Origin of the sequence: Xanthomonas sp. WHRI 7064, from assembly GCF_040202355.2 — a bacterium.
Classification (GTDB): Bacteria; Pseudomonadota; Gammaproteobacteria; order Xanthomonadales; family Xanthomonadaceae; genus Xanthomonas; species Xanthomonas arboricola.
Map to the genome: position 1 here is coordinate 2,611,194 of NZ_CP167821.1, position 15,994 is coordinate 2,627,187.

Here is a 15,994-nt window from a genome sequence, read left to right on the forward strand (position 1 = left end):
GTTACACCATTGCGCGCTACCTTAGTGCGTCACCTAGCTGGACGAATCGCCATGACCCGTCATCTCCTTCCCGTCGCGCTGATCCAGGAGCGCAACCACGGCGACGCCGCGGCCAATCTGGCCATCATCGAATCGCGGGTGGCCGAAGCCGCCGCACAGGGCGCCAAGCTGGTGCTGCTGCAGGAACTGCACAACGGTGCGTATTTCTGCCAGCACGAGTCGGTGGACGAATTCGACCTGGCCGAGCCGATCCCCGGCCCCAGCACCGAGCGGCTAGGCGCGCTGGCCAAGCAACACGGCGTGGTGCTGGTGGCCTCGTTGTTCGAGCGCCGCGCGGCCGGGCTGTATCACAACACCGCGGTCGTGTTCGAAAAGGACGGCCGCCTGCTCGGCAAGTACCGCAAGATGCATATCCCGGACGATCCGGGCTTCTACGAAAAGTTCTATTTCACCCCGGGCGATCTGGGCTTTGCGCCGATCGATACCTCGGTCGGCCGGCTCGGTGTGCTGGTGTGCTGGGACCAGTGGTACCCCGAAGCGGCGCGCCTGATGGCGCTGGCCGGTGCGGAACTGCTGCTCTACCCCACCGCGATCGGCTGGGATCCGGATGACCAGCAACCCGAGCAGGAGCGCCAGCGCGATGCCTGGGTGCTCAGCCATCGCGGCCATGCGGTCGCCAACGGGGTGCCGGTGCTGTCGTGCAACCGCGTCGGCCATGAGCCCTCGCCGTTGGGCGCGTCGGGCATCCAGTTCTGGGGCAACAGCCATGTGCTGGGGCCGCAGGGCGAGTTCATCGCCGAAGCCGGACAGGACCCGACCGTGCTGGTCTGCGACGTCGACCTGCAGCGCAGCGAACACGTGCGCCGCATCTGGCCGTTCCTGCGCGATCGCCGTATCGATGCGTATGGCGACCTGCTCAAGCGCTATATCGACTGACCGCATGCCAGTGGAGTTGCGCGAAGTCCGCGACGCGGACATCCCGGCCATCACCGCGATCTATGCGGAGCAGATTGCCGGGGTCAACAGCTACGAATACAGCGCACCATCGCGCGATGAGATGGGTGCACGCGTGCGCGCAAGCGTGGATGCCGGCTACCCTTACCTCGTTGCCGAGCGCGATGGCGTGGTGGTGGGCTATGCCTACGTCGGCGCCTATCGCGCACGCGCCGGCTACCGCTGGACCGTCGAGAATTCGATCTATCTCGCCAGCGGCGCGCAAGGCCACGGCATCGGCAAGGCCTTGCTCGGCGAGCTGATCGCACGCTGCCAACAGCGCGGCTATCGACAGATGATTGCGGTGATCGGCGATGCCGACAACCTGGCATCGCGACGGCTGCATGAACGTTTTGGTTTTCGCACGGTCGGAGTGTTCACCGGTATCGGCCGCAAGCACGGTCGCTGGCTGGACGGTGTGCAGATGCAACGCGCGCTCGGCTCCGGTGACACCGCCCCTCCTTCTGATGAATGACCCAATGACTGAGCAAACCACCCACGTTCTGGACGATGCGCTGTCCGGCCAGCCGCATCGCATCGTCGAACGCGATGGCGTGCGCTATACCCTGCTCGGCACCGCGCATGTCTCGCTGGCCAGCGTGGCTGCGGTGCAGCGGGCGATCGGCAGCGGCCGCTACGACGCGGTGGCGGTGGAACTGGACGCGCAGCGCCTGCAGGCGCTCAGCGACCCGGATGCCCTCGCCCGCCTGGACCTGGTGCAGGTGATTCGCAAGGGCCGGGTGGCCTTGTTTGCGGCCAACCTCGCCCTGGCCGCCTACCAGCGCCGCCTGGCCAAGCAGCTCGGTATCGAGCCGGGCGCGGAATTGAAGGAAGCGGTGAACCTGGCGCGCGCGCAAGGCCTGCCGGTGCACCTGATCGATCGCGAAGTCGGCCTGACCTTCAAGCGCGCGTCCGGGCGGCTGGGATTCTTCGGCAAGATGAAACTGGCCGGCGGCCTGCTCGGCGGTCTGTTCGCGGCCGACGAGGTGGGCGAAGAGGAAATCGAAAAGCTAAAGCAGGGCGACATGCTGGAGGCGAGCTTCGGCGACTTTGCCAGCGAAAGCCCGGAGCTGTACGAGACCGTGATCGCCGAGCGCGACCAGTACATGGCCACGCGCCTGCGCGAGGAAGCCACCACCGATCAGCGCGAGATCCTGGCGGTGGTCGGTGCAGGACACCTGGCCGGGCTTGCACGCCACCTGGAGCAGGACACCGCCGCACCCGGCCCGTTGCGCGAGTCGCTGGAATACGTGCAGCAGCGCAAGCGCATTCCGTGGATCACGCTGGGCATCCTGGCGGTCATCATCACCGGCATCGGCATCGGGTTCTGGCGCGGCGGCCTGAGCATGGGCGCGGACCTGTTGTTGCAGTGGGCGATGTATACCGGCGGACTGGCGGCGCTGGGCTGCCTGCTGGCCGGCAGCCACCCGTTGAGCATCCTCACCGCGGCGGTGGTGGCGCCGTTCAAGCCGTTCCGTCTGAGCGTGCCGACCGGTGCGTTCGCCGCCCTGGTCGAAGTGCATATGCGCAAGCCGGCCTATGGCGACTTCCTGTCGCTGCGCGACGATGCGCAGACCTTGCGCGGCTGGTACCGCAATCGCGTCTCGCGCGTGGTGCTGACCTTCCTGCTGACCAACGTCGGCAGCATGGCCGGCGTGTGGCTGGCCGGTGTGCAGATCTTCAATCGCCTGCATGGGTGAGCGTGGCGGCGCTGCAATCCGTTGCTTCTCGTAGGAGCGCACCTGGGCGCGATGGGGCGTTACCGATAACGCCCCGTCGCGCCCGGGTGCGCTCCTACGGCATTCGATCGCTTGCGCGCGGCTACGGCGCGGACTGCGCCTGTGGCGCGAGCTGCAGGCGCACCCAGACGCCGTAGTGATCCGAGGCCCAGCGCCCCTCGGCATACGGGGTGTCGAACAGGATGCGTGCTTCGCGGGCCAGTAGCCGGTTCTGCTGGAAGAACACGTGGTCGATCCGCGCCGGCGTGTCGAACACATGCAGGTTCAAGGTGCTGACGGTGGCATCGCTGTTGCGATGCACGCTGCCGTAGCTGTCGCCGTAGCCCTTGCGTAGCGCTTCCAGATCCAGGGCATCGGCGGCGGTGTTGAAATCGCCGGCGATCACGACCGGGGCCTGATCGCTGTTTGAAGCAATGAAATCCAGCAGGTCGGCGACCTGACGCGTGCGTGTGGCCGTGCCACGTGCATCGGCACGTTCGTTGAGGTGGGTGACGTAGACGTTGATCGGCTGGCCGTCGACATCGACCTGCAGATGCGCGGCTACGCGGTAATCGTCCAGCGGCTGCAGCAGGCGCTGATGCCGGGCCAGCACCGTGCGCCGACTCAACAAGGCATTGCCGTAGCGCTTAGGCGCACCGACCGGATCGGCCGAGGCGAAGGTGTAGTCATAATCCAGCTTGCGCGCCAGCCAGGCGGCCTGGTTCTCCACGCTGCCGCGGCGCTCGATCACTTCCTGCAGTGCGATCACATCCGGCGCCAGTTGCTTGAGCTGTCTGGCGATATAGGCGCGACGCGCCGGCCAGTCTTCGCGGTCGTGATGCAGGTTGAGCGTGACCAGGGTCATCTCGCGCTGCGCCGCGCCCGGCGACTGCACTGCCGGGGATGCGTGTGCTGCCGGGGATGCGTGTGCTGCCTGATCGGTCTGGTTGAGCTGTGCGGGTTGCGCGGCCTGCACGGCCTGCGTGGCGTGTGCAGCGACAGCGCACAGCAGCAGCGCCACCCACGCGACCGGCCACCCGCCGCCGCGCCGCGCCGGGGCTGCCCGGGTCGGTCGAGCTGCGTGGGTCATTGCGAGGCGCGCTCGGCCCGCCGCACCGCGCTGGGCACATCGATCTGCACATTGGCCGGCAGCTGTTGAATCCGCAATTCGCCGTTCTGCCATTCGGCAGATTCACCGTTGATGCTGGCCTTGCCCGGCGTGCCCTGGTACGGCCACGGTAACACCACCCCGCCCGGCGGCAGGATCAGGCCCGGCTGCAGTTGCAGCACCAGCTGCTTGTCGGTGCGCTGCAAGGTGTAATTGAGGCGCCCGTACGGTGTGCGCAGCTCGGCGATGCCGATGCCCTTGCCCTCGAACCAGCGCGACGGCGTGCCGGCAGCGATCACCAGGCTGGCGTCGGATTCGCGTCCGTAGGCGAACATGTCCAGCACCGAGCGCACGAAATCCGAGGCGACCCAGGCATGTGGCAGGTCGCCGACGAAGAACGGCGTACGCGGCGTGCGCGAGACCACTTCGGCCCATTGGTTCCAGGGTTGCGGTGCACGGTCCTTGAAGAAGAACGCAGTGGCGTCCCAGGCGCGGTCGCGCCAGCCCAGACGCACGAACGCGGCCACGTTGCGCCATTCGTAGGGCGTGTAGTCCTTCCACGCGCGCTTGCCGTCGCGGCGGTCGGAAAATTCCTTCCAGTAGCGCTCGAAGGTATTGGTCAGCAGGTCCTGCGGCAGGCGTTGCTGCTCGCCGCCCGGGGCCAGCGCGATGGTGGTCGAGGTTGCATCGAAGTCGCCCAGCTCGGCCGAGCCGGGCAGGAAATCGAGACTGTGCTGGCGCACCGCCGCCCCCAGCGAGGCAACCAGGTCGCCACTGAATTCGTCGCGTGCAGTGCTGAAGCGGGCAACCTCATCCGGCTTGTCGAGTGCGCCGGCCAGCATCGCCGCATCCTTGTAGCCGCGCAGCGCCCAGAAGTTGTCCCAGTACGAATGCACCGGCTTGGCCGAATAGCCTTCGTGGCTGATCGACACCGGCATCATTCCGTAGAAGGCCGGATTGCGCATGAAGTTGTCTTCGGTGCGCTCGCTGGCGCGCAGCTTTTCCATGTAGTCGTAGGCGCCGGTCACGTGCGGCCACATTTTTTCCAGGAACGCCTTGTCGCCGGTGTAACGGTAGTACTCGGCGATGTTGAAGATCAGCTCGCCATGGCTGTCGTTCTCGGGCACCGGGTCGCTGCCGCGGTCGTCCACGCAGCACGGCACCATGCCGTCGGCGAACTGATACGGGGCAAACCAGTCGACGTACTCGCGCACCACGTCTTCGCGGCCGAGCCGCAGCAGGCCTTCGGAAATCATCGCGCCGTCGCGGATCCAGCTGCGCGAATACGAGCGGGTGCCCGGCTGCAGGCGCGGGCCGATGCGCGAGATCAACATGTGCGCCAGCGCGGTGCGCAAGGTGTCGACCACCGGCTTGCCTTCGGCCGGCACGCTGATGCGCACGCGATCGAGCTTGCTGCGCCACTGCTGGGCTACCTGCTGCTGCGCCTTGTCGGCATCGAAGCCGGCCGGCAGTTGCGCGGTGCCGGTCTGCGGAATCACCAGCGCCACCTCGCGCTGTTGGCCGGGCTCCAGCTTCCAGCGATACAGCAGCACGCCCGAGGCCAGGCCGGTTTCGTCCTTGACCTGGGTGATCGTCGGCGGCGTGGCGGCGGTGAGATGGCTGACATCCATGCCGCTGTCGAAGGCGCTGGCAAAGCCGGCATCCGGACGCTGTGCGGCGAACACCCGCGGCTTGCCGTTGACGCTGACCTGCGCGCCCTCCACCGCCAGTTGTTCGATCCGGCTGACGCCGCCCAGGGTATTGAGGAACTGCGCCGGCGGGTTGACCTGGAACGGCCGCACCGCCAACGCCAGGGTGAAGTCGCGCGCCTCTTTGCCGGTGTTGTGCAACTGATAGCGTGCGACCAGTTGCGCCTGATCCGGGGTGCCCTGCACGAACGCGGTCACGCGCAGGTTCATCAGGTCGTGATGCCAGTCGACGCTGGGAATCGGCAGGTAATCGTCCTGCAGGCTCTGCTCGCTGCTGACATCGGACCAGTGCAGCAGCTTGCCGCCGGTGACCACGAACGGCTCGATGCTGAAACCGCCCTTGCCCACTTCCACCGCGCCGTCCTCGCCGATCAGGCCCTGCTCGGTGCCGCCATCCAGACCCAGGATGGTCCAGTACGGCTGCTCGCCGGAGAAACCGCGCGGATAGCTGCCGCGCGGCATCTGCGCGGCCAGCGACTTGATGAAGTCATTCGGGGTCGCCGCAAACGCCAGCGGCTGCAGCTGCACTTCCTTGATGCCGTAGCGCCAGTTGGGGCCGTCCTTGAGATCGAAGCGCAGGTAACGCGCCTCGGTGTCCGGCAGCGCCAGCCAATCGGTGCCGCCGGCACCGGCCGTGACGGTGCGTAGGTCGCGCCAGCCGCGCCCGTCGCTTGACGCGCGCACCACGTATTGCGAGGCCTGCAGGCCGGGGACCCACTGCACCACCGCGCCGCCGAATTCGCGCACCTTGCCCAGGTCCAGCGTGACGGTCTGTTGCTTGACCGCGCCGCTGAGCCAGAAGGTCTCCGGCTTGCCGTCGGCCAGGCGTTGTTCCAGTGCGGGCGCGGTATCGGTGATGGCCTCGGCCTTCAGCGGCGAGGTGTCTTCCGGCGGCAGCGGCGTGAGCGTCAGGCGGTCGAAGCACACCGTGCCCTTGCCGCCGACCTTGTTGTAGATGGTGAACTCGACGTCTGCGCTGCTGCGCAGCTGCTTGTCCTGGCCCGGACCCCAGGCCTTTTCGATGTTGCGCTTGCGATAGCCGACGGTGGTCCAGTTCTTCGGGAAGTTGAAGCCGGGCCGGTTGACCCACCACACATTGTCGCCGCTGGCATCGATCAACTTGACCTGCAGGTCGTTGGACGGCGAGTCGCCGCGCAGCGCAAATCCGATGCGGTAATTGTCCGGATAGTCGATCGGCAGGTTGCGACGGATGCCGACATAGCCGGACACGCCGTTGAAGTTGTAGTCCAGGCACAGCGCATGCCCGCCGGCGCTGGTGGCGACCGGCCGCAGCGAGCCGCTGACCTGGTTGGACACCACCAGGCGCCAGGCGCCGATGTCGTTGAAGCCGTCGAGCACGCGTTCCTGCGCCTGCGCCGTGACCGCAGAGGTGGCAACAGCGGTCATGGCAAACAATCGCAGGAACATTGGCTTCACCCCTTCACACTCCCTAGCAGAAGACCTTGGATGTAGTAGCGCTGCAGCGCGACGAACAATAGCAGCACCGGAATCACCGTCACCACTGCGCCGGCCATCATCAGCTCCACGTCCATGATGTGCTCGCGCGACAGTGCGGCCAGCGCCACCGGCAAGGTGTACTGCTCCTGGTCGGTCAGCACGATCAGCGGCCACATGAAATCGTTCCACGAGCCCATGAAGGTGAAGATGGTCAGGGTGACCAGCACCGGCTTGAGCATCGGCAGCACGATCTGGAAGAAGATCCGCATCTCGCTGGCGCCGTCGATGCGCGCGGCCTCGATCAGTTCATCGGGAATGCTGCGCGCGTACTGGCGCACCAGGAAGATGCCGAACACCGTCGCCAGCGCCGGCACCACCACCCCGCCGATGTTGTTGACCAGATGCAGCTGCTTCATCAACAGGAACAACGGCAGCATCGCCACCTGCGCTGGAATCACCAACGCGGCCATCAGGATCTTGAAGATGCGCTCACGGCCGACGAACTGCAGCTTGGCGAACGCATAGCCGGCCATGGTGTTGATCAGCAGCGAGCCGAGCGTGATCAGCCCGGACACCATCAGGCTGTTGGCGAAATTGCGCGCCATGCCGGTGCGCGCGAACAGCTCGTGGTAGTTGGCGGTGGTGAACGCCGAGGGCAGCATCGGCGGCGGAAAGCGGCTGGCCTCGCCGGTGGGCATGAACGACACCGACAGCATCCACAACAGCGGCGCCAGGCTGACCAGCGCCAGCAGCAGCAGGCCACCGTTGATCAGCACGCCATTCCAGCGCGATTGGCCGACATCACGACTCATATCAAATCCCTCTTGCGGCCAAAGCGCAGCATCACGGTGGTCACCGCCAGGATGATCAGGAACAACAGGAACGCCACCGCCGACGCGCGGCCGAGGTTCCACCACTTGAAGCCTTCCTCGAACATGAAATACAGCACGCTCACGGTGCTTTGCAGTGGGTCGCCGCGGGTCATCACGTAGGGCTCGGCAAACAGCTGGAAGTAGCCGGAGATGGTGATCACCCCGACCACCATCAGCACCGGGCCAAGCATCGGCAGGGTGATATGCAGGAACTGCTTCCAGCGCGAGGCGCCATCGATGCGCGCGGCCTCATACAGGTCCTGCGGGATCGCCTGCAGCCCGGCCAGGAAGATCACCATGTTGTAGCCGAAGTTCTTCCACACCGCGAACAGCATGATGGTCGGCATCGCCCAGCGCGGGTCGCCCAGCCAGTCGATCGGGGCGATGCCCAGATGGCTCAGACCGAAGTTCACCAGGCCGTACTTGATGTGGAACAGATAGCGCCAGATCACCGCCACCGCCACCAGCGTGGTCACCACCGGGGCGAACAAGGCGGTGCGGAACAACGCCTTAAAGCGCGAGGCCTTGGCATTGAGCAGCAATGCGGCGCCCAGCGACACCCCGATCGACATCGGCACGCCCAGCAGCACGAAATACGTGGTGTTCCACAACGACTTCCAGAACAGCGGCGTCTGCAGCAGGTCGATGTAGTTGCCCAGGCCGACGAAGCGCAGATGGCCGCTGTCGGCCAGCGCGTACAGATCGAAGTCGGTGACGCTGAGCACCAGCGCGGCAAACACCGGCACGCCGAAGAACATGCCCAGCACCAGGATCGACGGCGCGGCGAACACCCAGCCGGCGACGGAATTACGCTTCATCATCGTGCCGCTCCCTCGCCCGCTGCCGGTGCTGGCGCTGCGGCAGGTGTCGCCGCAGGCGTTGCCGTTTCACCAGCCGGACCGACATGCCCGCCCTCCTGTTCGAAGATCCAGCGGCGCTTGGCCAGAATCTCGTCCACGCGTTTATCCAGTTCCTGCACGGCGGCCTCATGTGATTGGCCGCCACGCACCACGCGCTCGGTCACCAGGCGCATTTCCTGCACGATGCGCTCCCACTCCAGCACTTTGGGCGTGGCCTTGACCCGCTCCAGCTGGTCGCCGAAGGCATGCGCCAGTTCGTCGTTGGCCAGCGAGGGCAACTTCCAGGTGCTGCGGCGCGGCGGCAGGTCGCCGATGATGGCGTGGAAGCGCGCCTGCACCTGCGGCTGCGACAGGTATTCGATCAGCTTCCAGCTGGCGTCCTTGTGCTGCGACGACTTGAAGATCACCAGGCTGGAACCGCCGGCAATGCCCGCGCCCAGGCCGTTGGGCCCCGGCAGCGGCGCAGTGCCCCACTTGCCTTCCATGCCCGGCGGCTGGCGCAGCTTGAACTCGCGCACGTTCCACGGGCCGGACAGATAGAACGCGTAGTAGCCGTTGAAGAACTCGTACCAGACATTGGAGACCTGGGTCTCGGAGACCTTCGGCGCCCAGCCTTTCTGATACATGGTGTCGTAGAAGCCCAGCGCCTTGCGGAAGCCTTCGCCGCGGAAGTTGCCGTAGTTGTCGTGGTCGCGCAGCAGGCGGTCGTCCTGCTGCAGCGCGAACGACAGCTGCTGCTCGAATTCGTTGAGCGGCATCAGGATGGCGTAGCGGTCCGGGCCGACCTTGCGCTTGATCGCCGCCATCACCTGTTCCATCTCGGCCCAGGTCTTGGGCATCTCGCTATAGCCGGCCTCGCGCAGCAGGTCCTTGCGATAGAACAGCAGCCGGGTGTCCACATACCACGGCACGCCATACAGGGTGCCGTCGACCAGATTGGTGTCCCACACGCCGGGGAAATAATCCTGCGGGTCGACGATCCTGGAACGCGCCACATACGGCTGCATCGGTTCCAGCGTGTCCAGCAGGGCGAACTCCGGCAGCCAGGTGTTGCCGAGCTGGCACACGTCCGGCAAGCCATCGGCGGCAAAGGCGGTCAGCAGTTTTTCGTGCGCCGCCGTCATCGGGATGTTCTGCACATCCACGTGGATGTCGGGATTTTGCTTCTCGAAGTCGGTCACCAGCTCGGCGACCACTTCGGCCTCCTTGCCCATGGCCCAGAAGCGCACGGTGGTCTTGCCGGGGTCGGAGCGTTCGCATCCCGCCACACCCAGACACAGTGCGGCGGAGATCATCAACAGTTTCAAAAGGCGCACGGATTACTCGGGTTTTTGGCGTTGCGAGGGGTCTTGCTGGGCCTGGGCGGCGGCGGCACGCGACTCGGCCATGCCCAGCGCGCGGGCGGCGGCCTTTTGCTCATCCTTCTGCGGCGCCGGCTGCGGCTCGCCTTCGGGAGTGAGCCAGCCGCCGGTGAAGCCGGCGCGTTCCAGACCGGCCCGGATGTAGGGGTTCTTCTTCATCACGGTCCAGACGAACTCGTTCTGGTAGTTGGCGATCATCGCCAGGATCGGGCCCTGGTCGATGGCGATGTAGTCGCTGGCCACCCAGCCACGGTCCGGCACCATGCGCCCGGTCTTGAGCGGGATGTCGTAGTTGAAGCTGGGATTGAACGAGTCCAGAAAGCCGTAGCTGGAATACAGGAAGTCGCCATAGCGCTTGTGCATTTCTTCGGTGGCCGGGATCACCACTTCCGGGGCGAACACGATCGAGGAAATCGCCGCCGACGGCACGATGGTGCCGTCGTCGAAGTTCTCGCGCAGGCCGGCGCCGCGCGAGGAATAGTGGCGGAACTGGCGCTGCTCGCCACGGTATTCCTGGCTGGTGTTCTGCGGGCCGTCACCGGCGGTCAGGCCCCAGACGTTCTCGCCGTAGTCCTTCCACTTCATCGGGTTGTCGATGGCGTAGTCGCGCTGGGCCAGGGTGGCGCGGCGGCTGTTGAGGAAATAGTCGATGCCGCGTTCGCGCATGTACTGGTCCTGGATATCGCGGAAGTCGATCCAGACATGGCTGTACTGGTGACCGAACAGCGGGCCGAAGGACAGGTATTCCTGGCCCTGGTAGACGCCCCAGTCGTTGTTGTAGGTGCGGGTCCAGCTGGTCCAGGCATCCACGTCCACGCCATGGGTCGGCGAGCCGAGCGCGAGGATGTACAGCATCATCGCCTCGTTGTAGCCCATCCAGTCGTGGTCGATGAAGCCGCTCTCGGGGAACCAGCCCATCGAGATCAGCGGCGCGCGCTGCTGCAGCCAGCGCCAGTCCACGCGCTTGTACAGCGCATCGGCGATCTGCCGGATCTCCTTCTCGCGCGGGTCGTCGCCGTCGTAATACGACTGGGTGAACAACACGCCCATCATCAGCAGCGCGGTATCCACGCTCGACAGCTCGACCCAGCTGTCGTAACGGTTGCCCTGCTGCATGTCCAGAAAGTGGTAGTAGAAGCCCTTGTACCCGGCCCTACCGGTCCGCTGCGGCCCCATTGGCGCATCGCGGAAAAATTTGAGTGTGGTCAGGGTGCGGTCGATTGCCTGATTGCGACTGACCCAGCCGTTCTCGATGCCGATCGGGTACGCGGTCAGCGCGAACCCCACCGAGGCGATGCTGGCGAACGGACGTGATGGAAACCGGTCCGGCGACAGCCCATTGAGTTCGTTGGTGGTATCCCAGAAAAACTGGAAGGTGCGGCGCTCGATGTCCGAGAACAGCGGCGGCAGCGCCGGCTTGACCGGCTTGGGTGGCAGCTGCGCTTCGACCAGGATGACTTTCACTGGCGCCTTCTTTTCGGCCACTTTGGGTTCCTCGGCCTGCTTGCAGGACGCCAGCACCAGCGCACCCAGCAATAGTGGAATCGTCAACCAATACGAAGTCCTGCCCCTGTTCATCCGCCCCCCACTTGTGTAATCGATTACATCTCGCACGCCAACCTACCCTATCCAAGCGCCGAGTTCGACCGCCCCGGCAACTGCCGGGGCGGTCGAGTACCTCACCAGTTCAAGCCGAAGGCCAGACGGAAGGTACGCATCGGCGACGCCAGCACGCCAGTCGGGGTGCCGTAAGCCGTGTTCAAGTCTCCGAGTGTCCCGGTCTCGCCGTTAAAGTTGGCGTAGTTCACCCAATTGAACACGTTGAGGATATCCGCACGCACGTTGAATTTGACACCTGCGCCGGTATCCCACTCTTTATTGGCGGCGATGCTGAACTCCTTGTAGCCCAGCGTGCCGTCCGGCTTGAACTGCACGATGTAGCACTGGTCGTTGCCGGCCAGGCAGTTCTGCCCGTAGCGCGCGGTCTGGCTGGCCAGCGACAGCTTGCCGGACAGCTTGATCTCGTACGGCAGCTCGTAGATGCCGGTGACCACCAGGCGATTCTTCGGAATGCCGCCAGCCTCGCGCCAGCCGTAGTCTTCAACGCGCTCGCGGTCCAGTGCGTAATGCTCGCCGAACTGGCGATTCTCCTTGGCATCGGAATAGGTGTAGGCCACCGTCAGGCCCCAGCCGGACTCCTCGTCGAACGGCTTTTCGACCTGCAGGGCGAGCTGGTTGTTGCGGGTTTCCACGCCGTTGGTCCCCAACACGATGGCGCTGTAGCCATCCGGGCCGTCGGTCGGCGAGCCGGAAGTGGTGCCCGGCTGGAAGAACGACCCGTCCGGCAGACGGTTGCCGCGCACGAACGCGAAGCCGTCATGGCTTTCGATGCGGCTCAGGGTCACGTCGGTGAACCAGTCCTGGCCCCACAGCGGCACCATGTTGCGCATGCCGATGCTGAATTGATCCGAGTACGGGGTCTTGATGTTGTTGTCGATCAGGTAGACCTCGCGACCGCCGCCGCCACTGCTGGTTGCCGCCAGTGCGTCGAGACCTTCCTGGGTGTTGTAAGCCGGATTCCAGGCCACGCACGGGTCGCCCAGGCAGGCTTGGCTATTCTGGTTGTTGGGGTTGGTGAAGTAATAGCTGTAGGACTTGAACGAGTTGTTGAGCTGCTCGAGCGCCAGGTAATCGAAGATGTTGCGGTCGTAGGCGCGGCCGGCACCACCGTAGATCACGTGGGCCTGATCGCCGAACAGGTCGTAGGAGGCACCCAGGCGCGGCTGCCAGGCATTCTTGAATGCCTTGCGGTTGTTGCCGGTGCTGATGAAGTTGTTGATGTTGTAGTTGGCGTTCTGCAGGTTGGGCCAGTTCTGCAGCGCACCGGCGACGTCGGACGGGGTCACGAAGTCCAGGAACGCCGGGGTTTCTTCGTAGTCATAGCGCACGCCCAGGTTCAGGGTCCAGTGCTCGTTGACCTCCCAGTCGTCCTGCAGGTAGATGCCGTACTGCTTGTTCTTGGACACCACCGAACCGCCACCTTCGACCAGCGGCGCACCGAAGCGCACCCGGTACGGCGTTTCGAGATCGCCGAGGATGTTGTAGTAGTACTGCGGGTTGGCCGGATTGAACTGGGTGGAATCCAGATCGATGCTTTTGAACTTCACGCCCATCTTGACGGTGTGCGCGCCGTGCCATTCCAGGCTGTTCAGGGTCAAATCGTCCTGGAAGGTCCAGCCCTTCTGACCCTTGCGCTGGAAGCTGCTGCCGGCGCCGGCGGACAGCACTTCGTCCTCGATGCCGCGCACTGGCGCATAACTCAGCACATAGCCGGTGCCGTTGTTGATCGGCGCCTGGTTCCAGAACGCGCTTTCGTAGCTGAGGTTGGCTTCGTTGAGGAAGTTGGCACCGCTGTACTGCCAACGCAGGTTGGCGCGCTTTTCTTCCTGGCCGTTGATGCTGCCGTGCTCCAGGGTCGAGGTGCCGCCGACATCGTTGAGTTCGTCTTCCTTGCGGTACTTGCCGCTCAGCTCGAACAGGCTGTTGTCGCCGATGGTCCAGTCGATCTTGGCAAAGTACAGGTCTTCCTTGAACGGCGTGCTGTAGGTGGCGACCAGCGGCTGCAACTGCGTGGGCAGCTGATCGACGCGGTCCGAATAGATCGAACCGGGGATCACCACGTTCGGGGTGGTGTATTCCTTGGCTTCATAGGCGACGAAGAAATGCGCCTTGTCCTTGAGGATCGGGCCGCTGAAGGTGGCGCCGTACTGGGTTTCCTCGAAGTCGTCACGCACGCCGGCGCGCTTTTCCAGCGGGCTTTCTTCGCGCCAGCTGTCGTTGCTGGTATCCCAGAAGAAGCTGCCGTGGAAATCGTTGGTGCCGGACTTGGACGAGGCCACGATGGCCGCGCCGCTGACCTGGTCGAACTCGGCCTTGTAGTTGGAGGTGATGACCTTGTACTCGCCGATCGCCGACTGCGGGAACGGATTGCCGCGGCTGGAATCCTGGCCGCTGACGCCGCCGGTCAGCACGTAGTTCTTCTGGCTCACGCCGTCGATGTAGACGTTGGTGCCTTCGGCCGAAGTAGCGCCCGAGCGCACCTTGGTGGTGCCGTTGGCCTCGCGGGTGAACTGCACGTTCGGCACGGTGTCGGCCAGTTCCAGGAAGTTGCGCGTGGCGCGCGGCAGGTTCTGGATCTGCACGTTGGAAATATAGGTGGCGTTTTCGGAGGTACGGGTTTCCACCAGTACCGGCGGGGCCTTGACCTGCACCGCGTCCAGCGTGGTGGCGTTACCACCGTCAGCCGTGGCCGGTTCGCCGCCGACGCCCAGGTTCAGGGTCGCGGTCTGGCCGACCTGCACGGTGACGTTCTGCGAGGTGGTCTGGCCGTTGGCGGTGACGTCCAAGCGGTACGAACCCGGCGGCAGGCCGCCGAGCGAGTAGCCGCCATTGCTGACCTGCACGGTGCGGGTCAGGCCGGTGGCGAGATTGGTCGCGGTGACCTGGGCCTGGCTGGCAGGTGCCGAGTCGACGGTGACCTGGCCGCGGATGGTCGCCGCAGCACTCTGCGCAAAGGCCGGTGCGGCACCAAGCAACAGGCAACTGGCCAGGGCGCAGCTGAGCAGCTTGCGCGCCGGACTGGCGGAATGGGGGTAGTGGTGGCGCATTGGTCCCTCCAGGGATCGGTACAGATTGTTGTTGTGGCGTTGCGACTTGCAGGAACGACCGCTGCGGGGGGCAGCGGGAGCGGACAGAACGTCCGCGAAAAGGGTCAGCGGGCAGGAAACCTCAGGGGCCGGGCTCGCCGGCGCCGCAGGAGGCGCGGATCACCAGCTCGGGCGTGAGCAGTTGGCGGATGCCGTCATCGCGGCCGGGCTGGTCCACCAGCCGCATCAGCCGGGACATCGCCTGCTCGCCCAGGCGCGCGATGCTGACCCGCATCGTGGTCAGCGCCGGGTGGACGAAACGGGCCAGTGGAATATCGTCGAAACCGGCCAGTGCCACATCGCCAGGCACCGAGACATCGGCCTGGGCAAATGCGTACAGGCAGCCCAGCGCGGTCATGTCGTTGGCGGCGAATACCGCGTCGGGCAGCGCGCCGCCGGCCAGCATCGCCTGCCCGGCGCGGTGGCCGGAGGCCTCGTCGAAGTCGCCGGGGAATTCGATGCCTTGCGCGGTATCGCCGTAGGCGGCGATCGCATCGCGGAAGCCACGCAGGCGTTCGCGCGCATCGAAATTGAGGGCCGGCCCGCCGATGAAGGCGATGCGTCGATGTCCGGCCGACAGCAGATGTTCGGTCATCGCCATCGCGCCGGCATGGTCGTCGATGCTCAGCACCGGATAGGCATCGCCGGGAACGTGCGCGTTGATCAACACCGTAGGCAGCGCCTGCGGCAGGTTGTCGGTGAGGAACCCGGGCTGCTCGGCGTACGGCGACAGCACCAGCAGACCATCCACGCGCCCGCGCATGGACTGCAGCGCCCTGCCCTGCGCTTCCGGGTCACCGTGGTAACTGGACACCAGCAGATGCTGGCCGGCGGCGCGCGCCGCACCATCGATCCCGCGGATCAGCTCGGAAAAGAATTCGCCATACAGATCGGGCAGCACCACGCCCAGGGTCTGGGTGCGTCGGCTGCTCAGGCTGCGGGCTGCCGCATGCGGGCTGTAGCGCAGCCGCGCGGCCACGTCCTGCACCAGCTGGCGCACCGGCCCGGCGACGTTGTCATGCCCATTGAGCGCACGCGACACCGTTGCAACGGAGACCTGTGCTTCCCTGGCGACATCTTTGATGGTGACCGCACCCTTGGCCATTCGTGTCGCCCTCCGCGACCGAGTTCCCAAAACTGGCGCGGACTGTAAGCGTTTTCATACAAGGGCGTAAACCCCTGTCTTCACGCCCGTGAAAACGCTTACAG

The 15,994-nt window shown here is 65.4% G+C and carries 11 protein-coding genes; 3 read left to right on the top strand and 8 right to left on the bottom strand.

Annotated elements, in window-relative coordinates; genetic code table 11:
- Positions 1 to 51: 51 nt before the first annotated feature.
- The 3 genes from ABQY74_RS11255 to ABQY74_RS11265 are packed head-to-tail and all read left to right on the top strand — an operon-like array spanning position 52 to position 2,693.
- On the top strand, positions 52 to 936 hold the full coding sequence (locus ABQY74_RS11255; protein ID WP_016904714.1) for a carbon-nitrogen hydrolase: 885 nt from the start codon (positions 52 to 54) through the stop codon (positions 934 to 936).
- 4 nt (positions 937 to 940) lie between these two features.
- Complete coding sequence (locus ABQY74_RS11260) at positions 941 to 1,468, top strand: N-acetyltransferase family protein (RefSeq protein ID WP_349791454.1); 528 nt, start codon at positions 941 to 943, stop codon at positions 1,466 to 1,468.
- The gene (locus ABQY74_RS11265; RefSeq protein WP_049818118.1) at positions 1,461 to 2,693 is read left to right on the top strand and encodes a TraB/GumN family protein; all 1,233 of its coding nucleotides are present in this window, start codon (positions 1,461 to 1,463) and stop codon (positions 2,691 to 2,693) included. Before ABQY74_RS11260 ends, ABQY74_RS11265 begins: the two co-directional genes overlap by 8 nt.
- A gap of 121 nt (positions 2,694 to 2,814) precedes the next feature.
- Here ABQY74_RS11265 and ABQY74_RS11270 read toward each other — a convergent pair whose 3' ends face one another.
- The 8 genes from ABQY74_RS11270 to ABQY74_RS11305 form a co-directional block, all read right to left on the bottom strand.
- Entirely contained in the window at positions 2,815 to 3,732 is a 918-nt protein-coding gene (locus ABQY74_RS11270; protein ID WP_372469830.1) for an endonuclease/exonuclease/phosphatase family protein, read from the bottom strand.
- 65 nt (positions 3,733 to 3,797) lie between these two features.
- Positions 3,798 to 6,935 carry a discoidin domain-containing protein gene (locus ABQY74_RS11275; protein WP_349791458.1) on the bottom strand — a complete coding sequence of 1,046 codons (3,138 nt, stop codon included), beginning with the start codon at positions 6,933 to 6,935 and terminating at the stop codon, positions 3,798 to 3,800.
- Positions 6,936 to 6,961: 26 nt separating this feature from the next.
- Positions 6,962 to 7,798 carry a carbohydrate ABC transporter permease gene (locus ABQY74_RS11280; RefSeq protein ID WP_016904891.1) on the bottom strand — a complete coding sequence of 279 codons (837 nt, stop codon included), beginning with the start codon at positions 7,796 to 7,798 and terminating at the stop codon, positions 6,962 to 6,964.
- Positions 7,795 to 8,679, bottom strand: a complete 885-nt coding sequence (locus ABQY74_RS11285; RefSeq protein WP_024940601.1) for a carbohydrate ABC transporter permease — start codon at positions 8,677 to 8,679, stop codon at positions 7,795 to 7,797. The genes ABQY74_RS11280 and ABQY74_RS11285 overlap by 4 nt, the downstream gene beginning before the upstream one ends.
- Entirely contained in the window at positions 8,676 to 10,034 is a 1,359-nt protein-coding gene (locus ABQY74_RS11290; protein WP_104574734.1) for a sugar ABC transporter substrate-binding protein, read from the bottom strand. The genes ABQY74_RS11285 and ABQY74_RS11290 overlap by 4 nt, the downstream gene beginning before the upstream one ends.
- 3 nt (positions 10,035 to 10,037) lie before the next feature.
- Positions 10,038 to 11,657: a glucoamylase family protein gene (locus ABQY74_RS11295; protein WP_039527041.1), complete on the bottom strand. Its 1,620-nt coding sequence runs from the start codon at positions 11,655 to 11,657 to the stop codon at positions 10,038 to 10,040.
- A gap of 101 nt (positions 11,658 to 11,758) precedes the next feature.
- On the bottom strand, positions 11,759 to 14,746 hold the full coding sequence (locus tag ABQY74_RS11300; protein WP_349791460.1) for a TonB-dependent receptor: 2,988 nt from the start codon (positions 14,744 to 14,746) through the stop codon (positions 11,759 to 11,761).
- A 121-nt stretch (positions 14,747 to 14,867) separates the two neighbouring features.
- On the bottom strand, positions 14,868 to 15,890 hold the full coding sequence (locus tag ABQY74_RS11305; RefSeq protein ID WP_039521810.1) for a LacI family DNA-binding transcriptional regulator: 1,023 nt from the start codon (positions 15,888 to 15,890) through the stop codon (positions 14,868 to 14,870).
- Between the last annotated feature and the right edge of the window lie 104 nt (positions 15,891 to 15,994).

Excerpts from the sequence above, each read along its gene's own strand:
- ABQY74_RS11255 (WP_016904714.1), top strand. The coding sequence starts at position 52 with ATGACCCGTCATCTCCTTCCCGTCGCGCTGATCCAGGAGCGCAACCAC.
- ABQY74_RS11260 (WP_349791454.1), top strand. The coding sequence starts at position 941 with ATGCCAGTGGAGTTGCGCGAAGTCCGCGACGCGGACATCCCGGCCATC.
- ABQY74_RS11265 (WP_049818118.1), top strand. The coding sequence starts at position 1,461 with ATGAATGACCCAATGACTGAGCAAACCACCCACGTTCTGGACGATGCG.
- ABQY74_RS11275 (WP_349791458.1), bottom strand. The coding sequence starts at position 6,935 with ATGACCGCTGTTGCCACCTCTGCGGTCACGGCGCAGGCGCAGGAACGC.
- ABQY74_RS11280 (WP_016904891.1), bottom strand. The coding sequence starts at position 7,798 with ATGAGTCGTGATGTCGGCCAATCGCGCTGGAATGGCGTGCTGATCAAC.
- ABQY74_RS11285 (WP_024940601.1), bottom strand. The coding sequence starts at position 8,679 with ATGATGAAGCGTAATTCCGTCGCCGGCTGGGTGTTCGCCGCGCCGTCG.
- ABQY74_RS11295 (WP_039527041.1), bottom strand. The coding sequence starts at position 11,657 with ATGAACAGGGGCAGGACTTCGTATTGGTTGACGATTCCACTATTGCTG.
- ABQY74_RS11300 (WP_349791460.1), bottom strand. The coding sequence starts at position 14,746 with ATGCGCCACCACTACCCCCATTCCGCCAGTCCGGCGCGCAAGCTGCTC.
- ABQY74_RS11305 (WP_039521810.1), bottom strand. The coding sequence starts at position 15,890 with ATGGCCAAGGGTGCGGTCACCATCAAAGATGTCGCCAGGGAAGCACAG.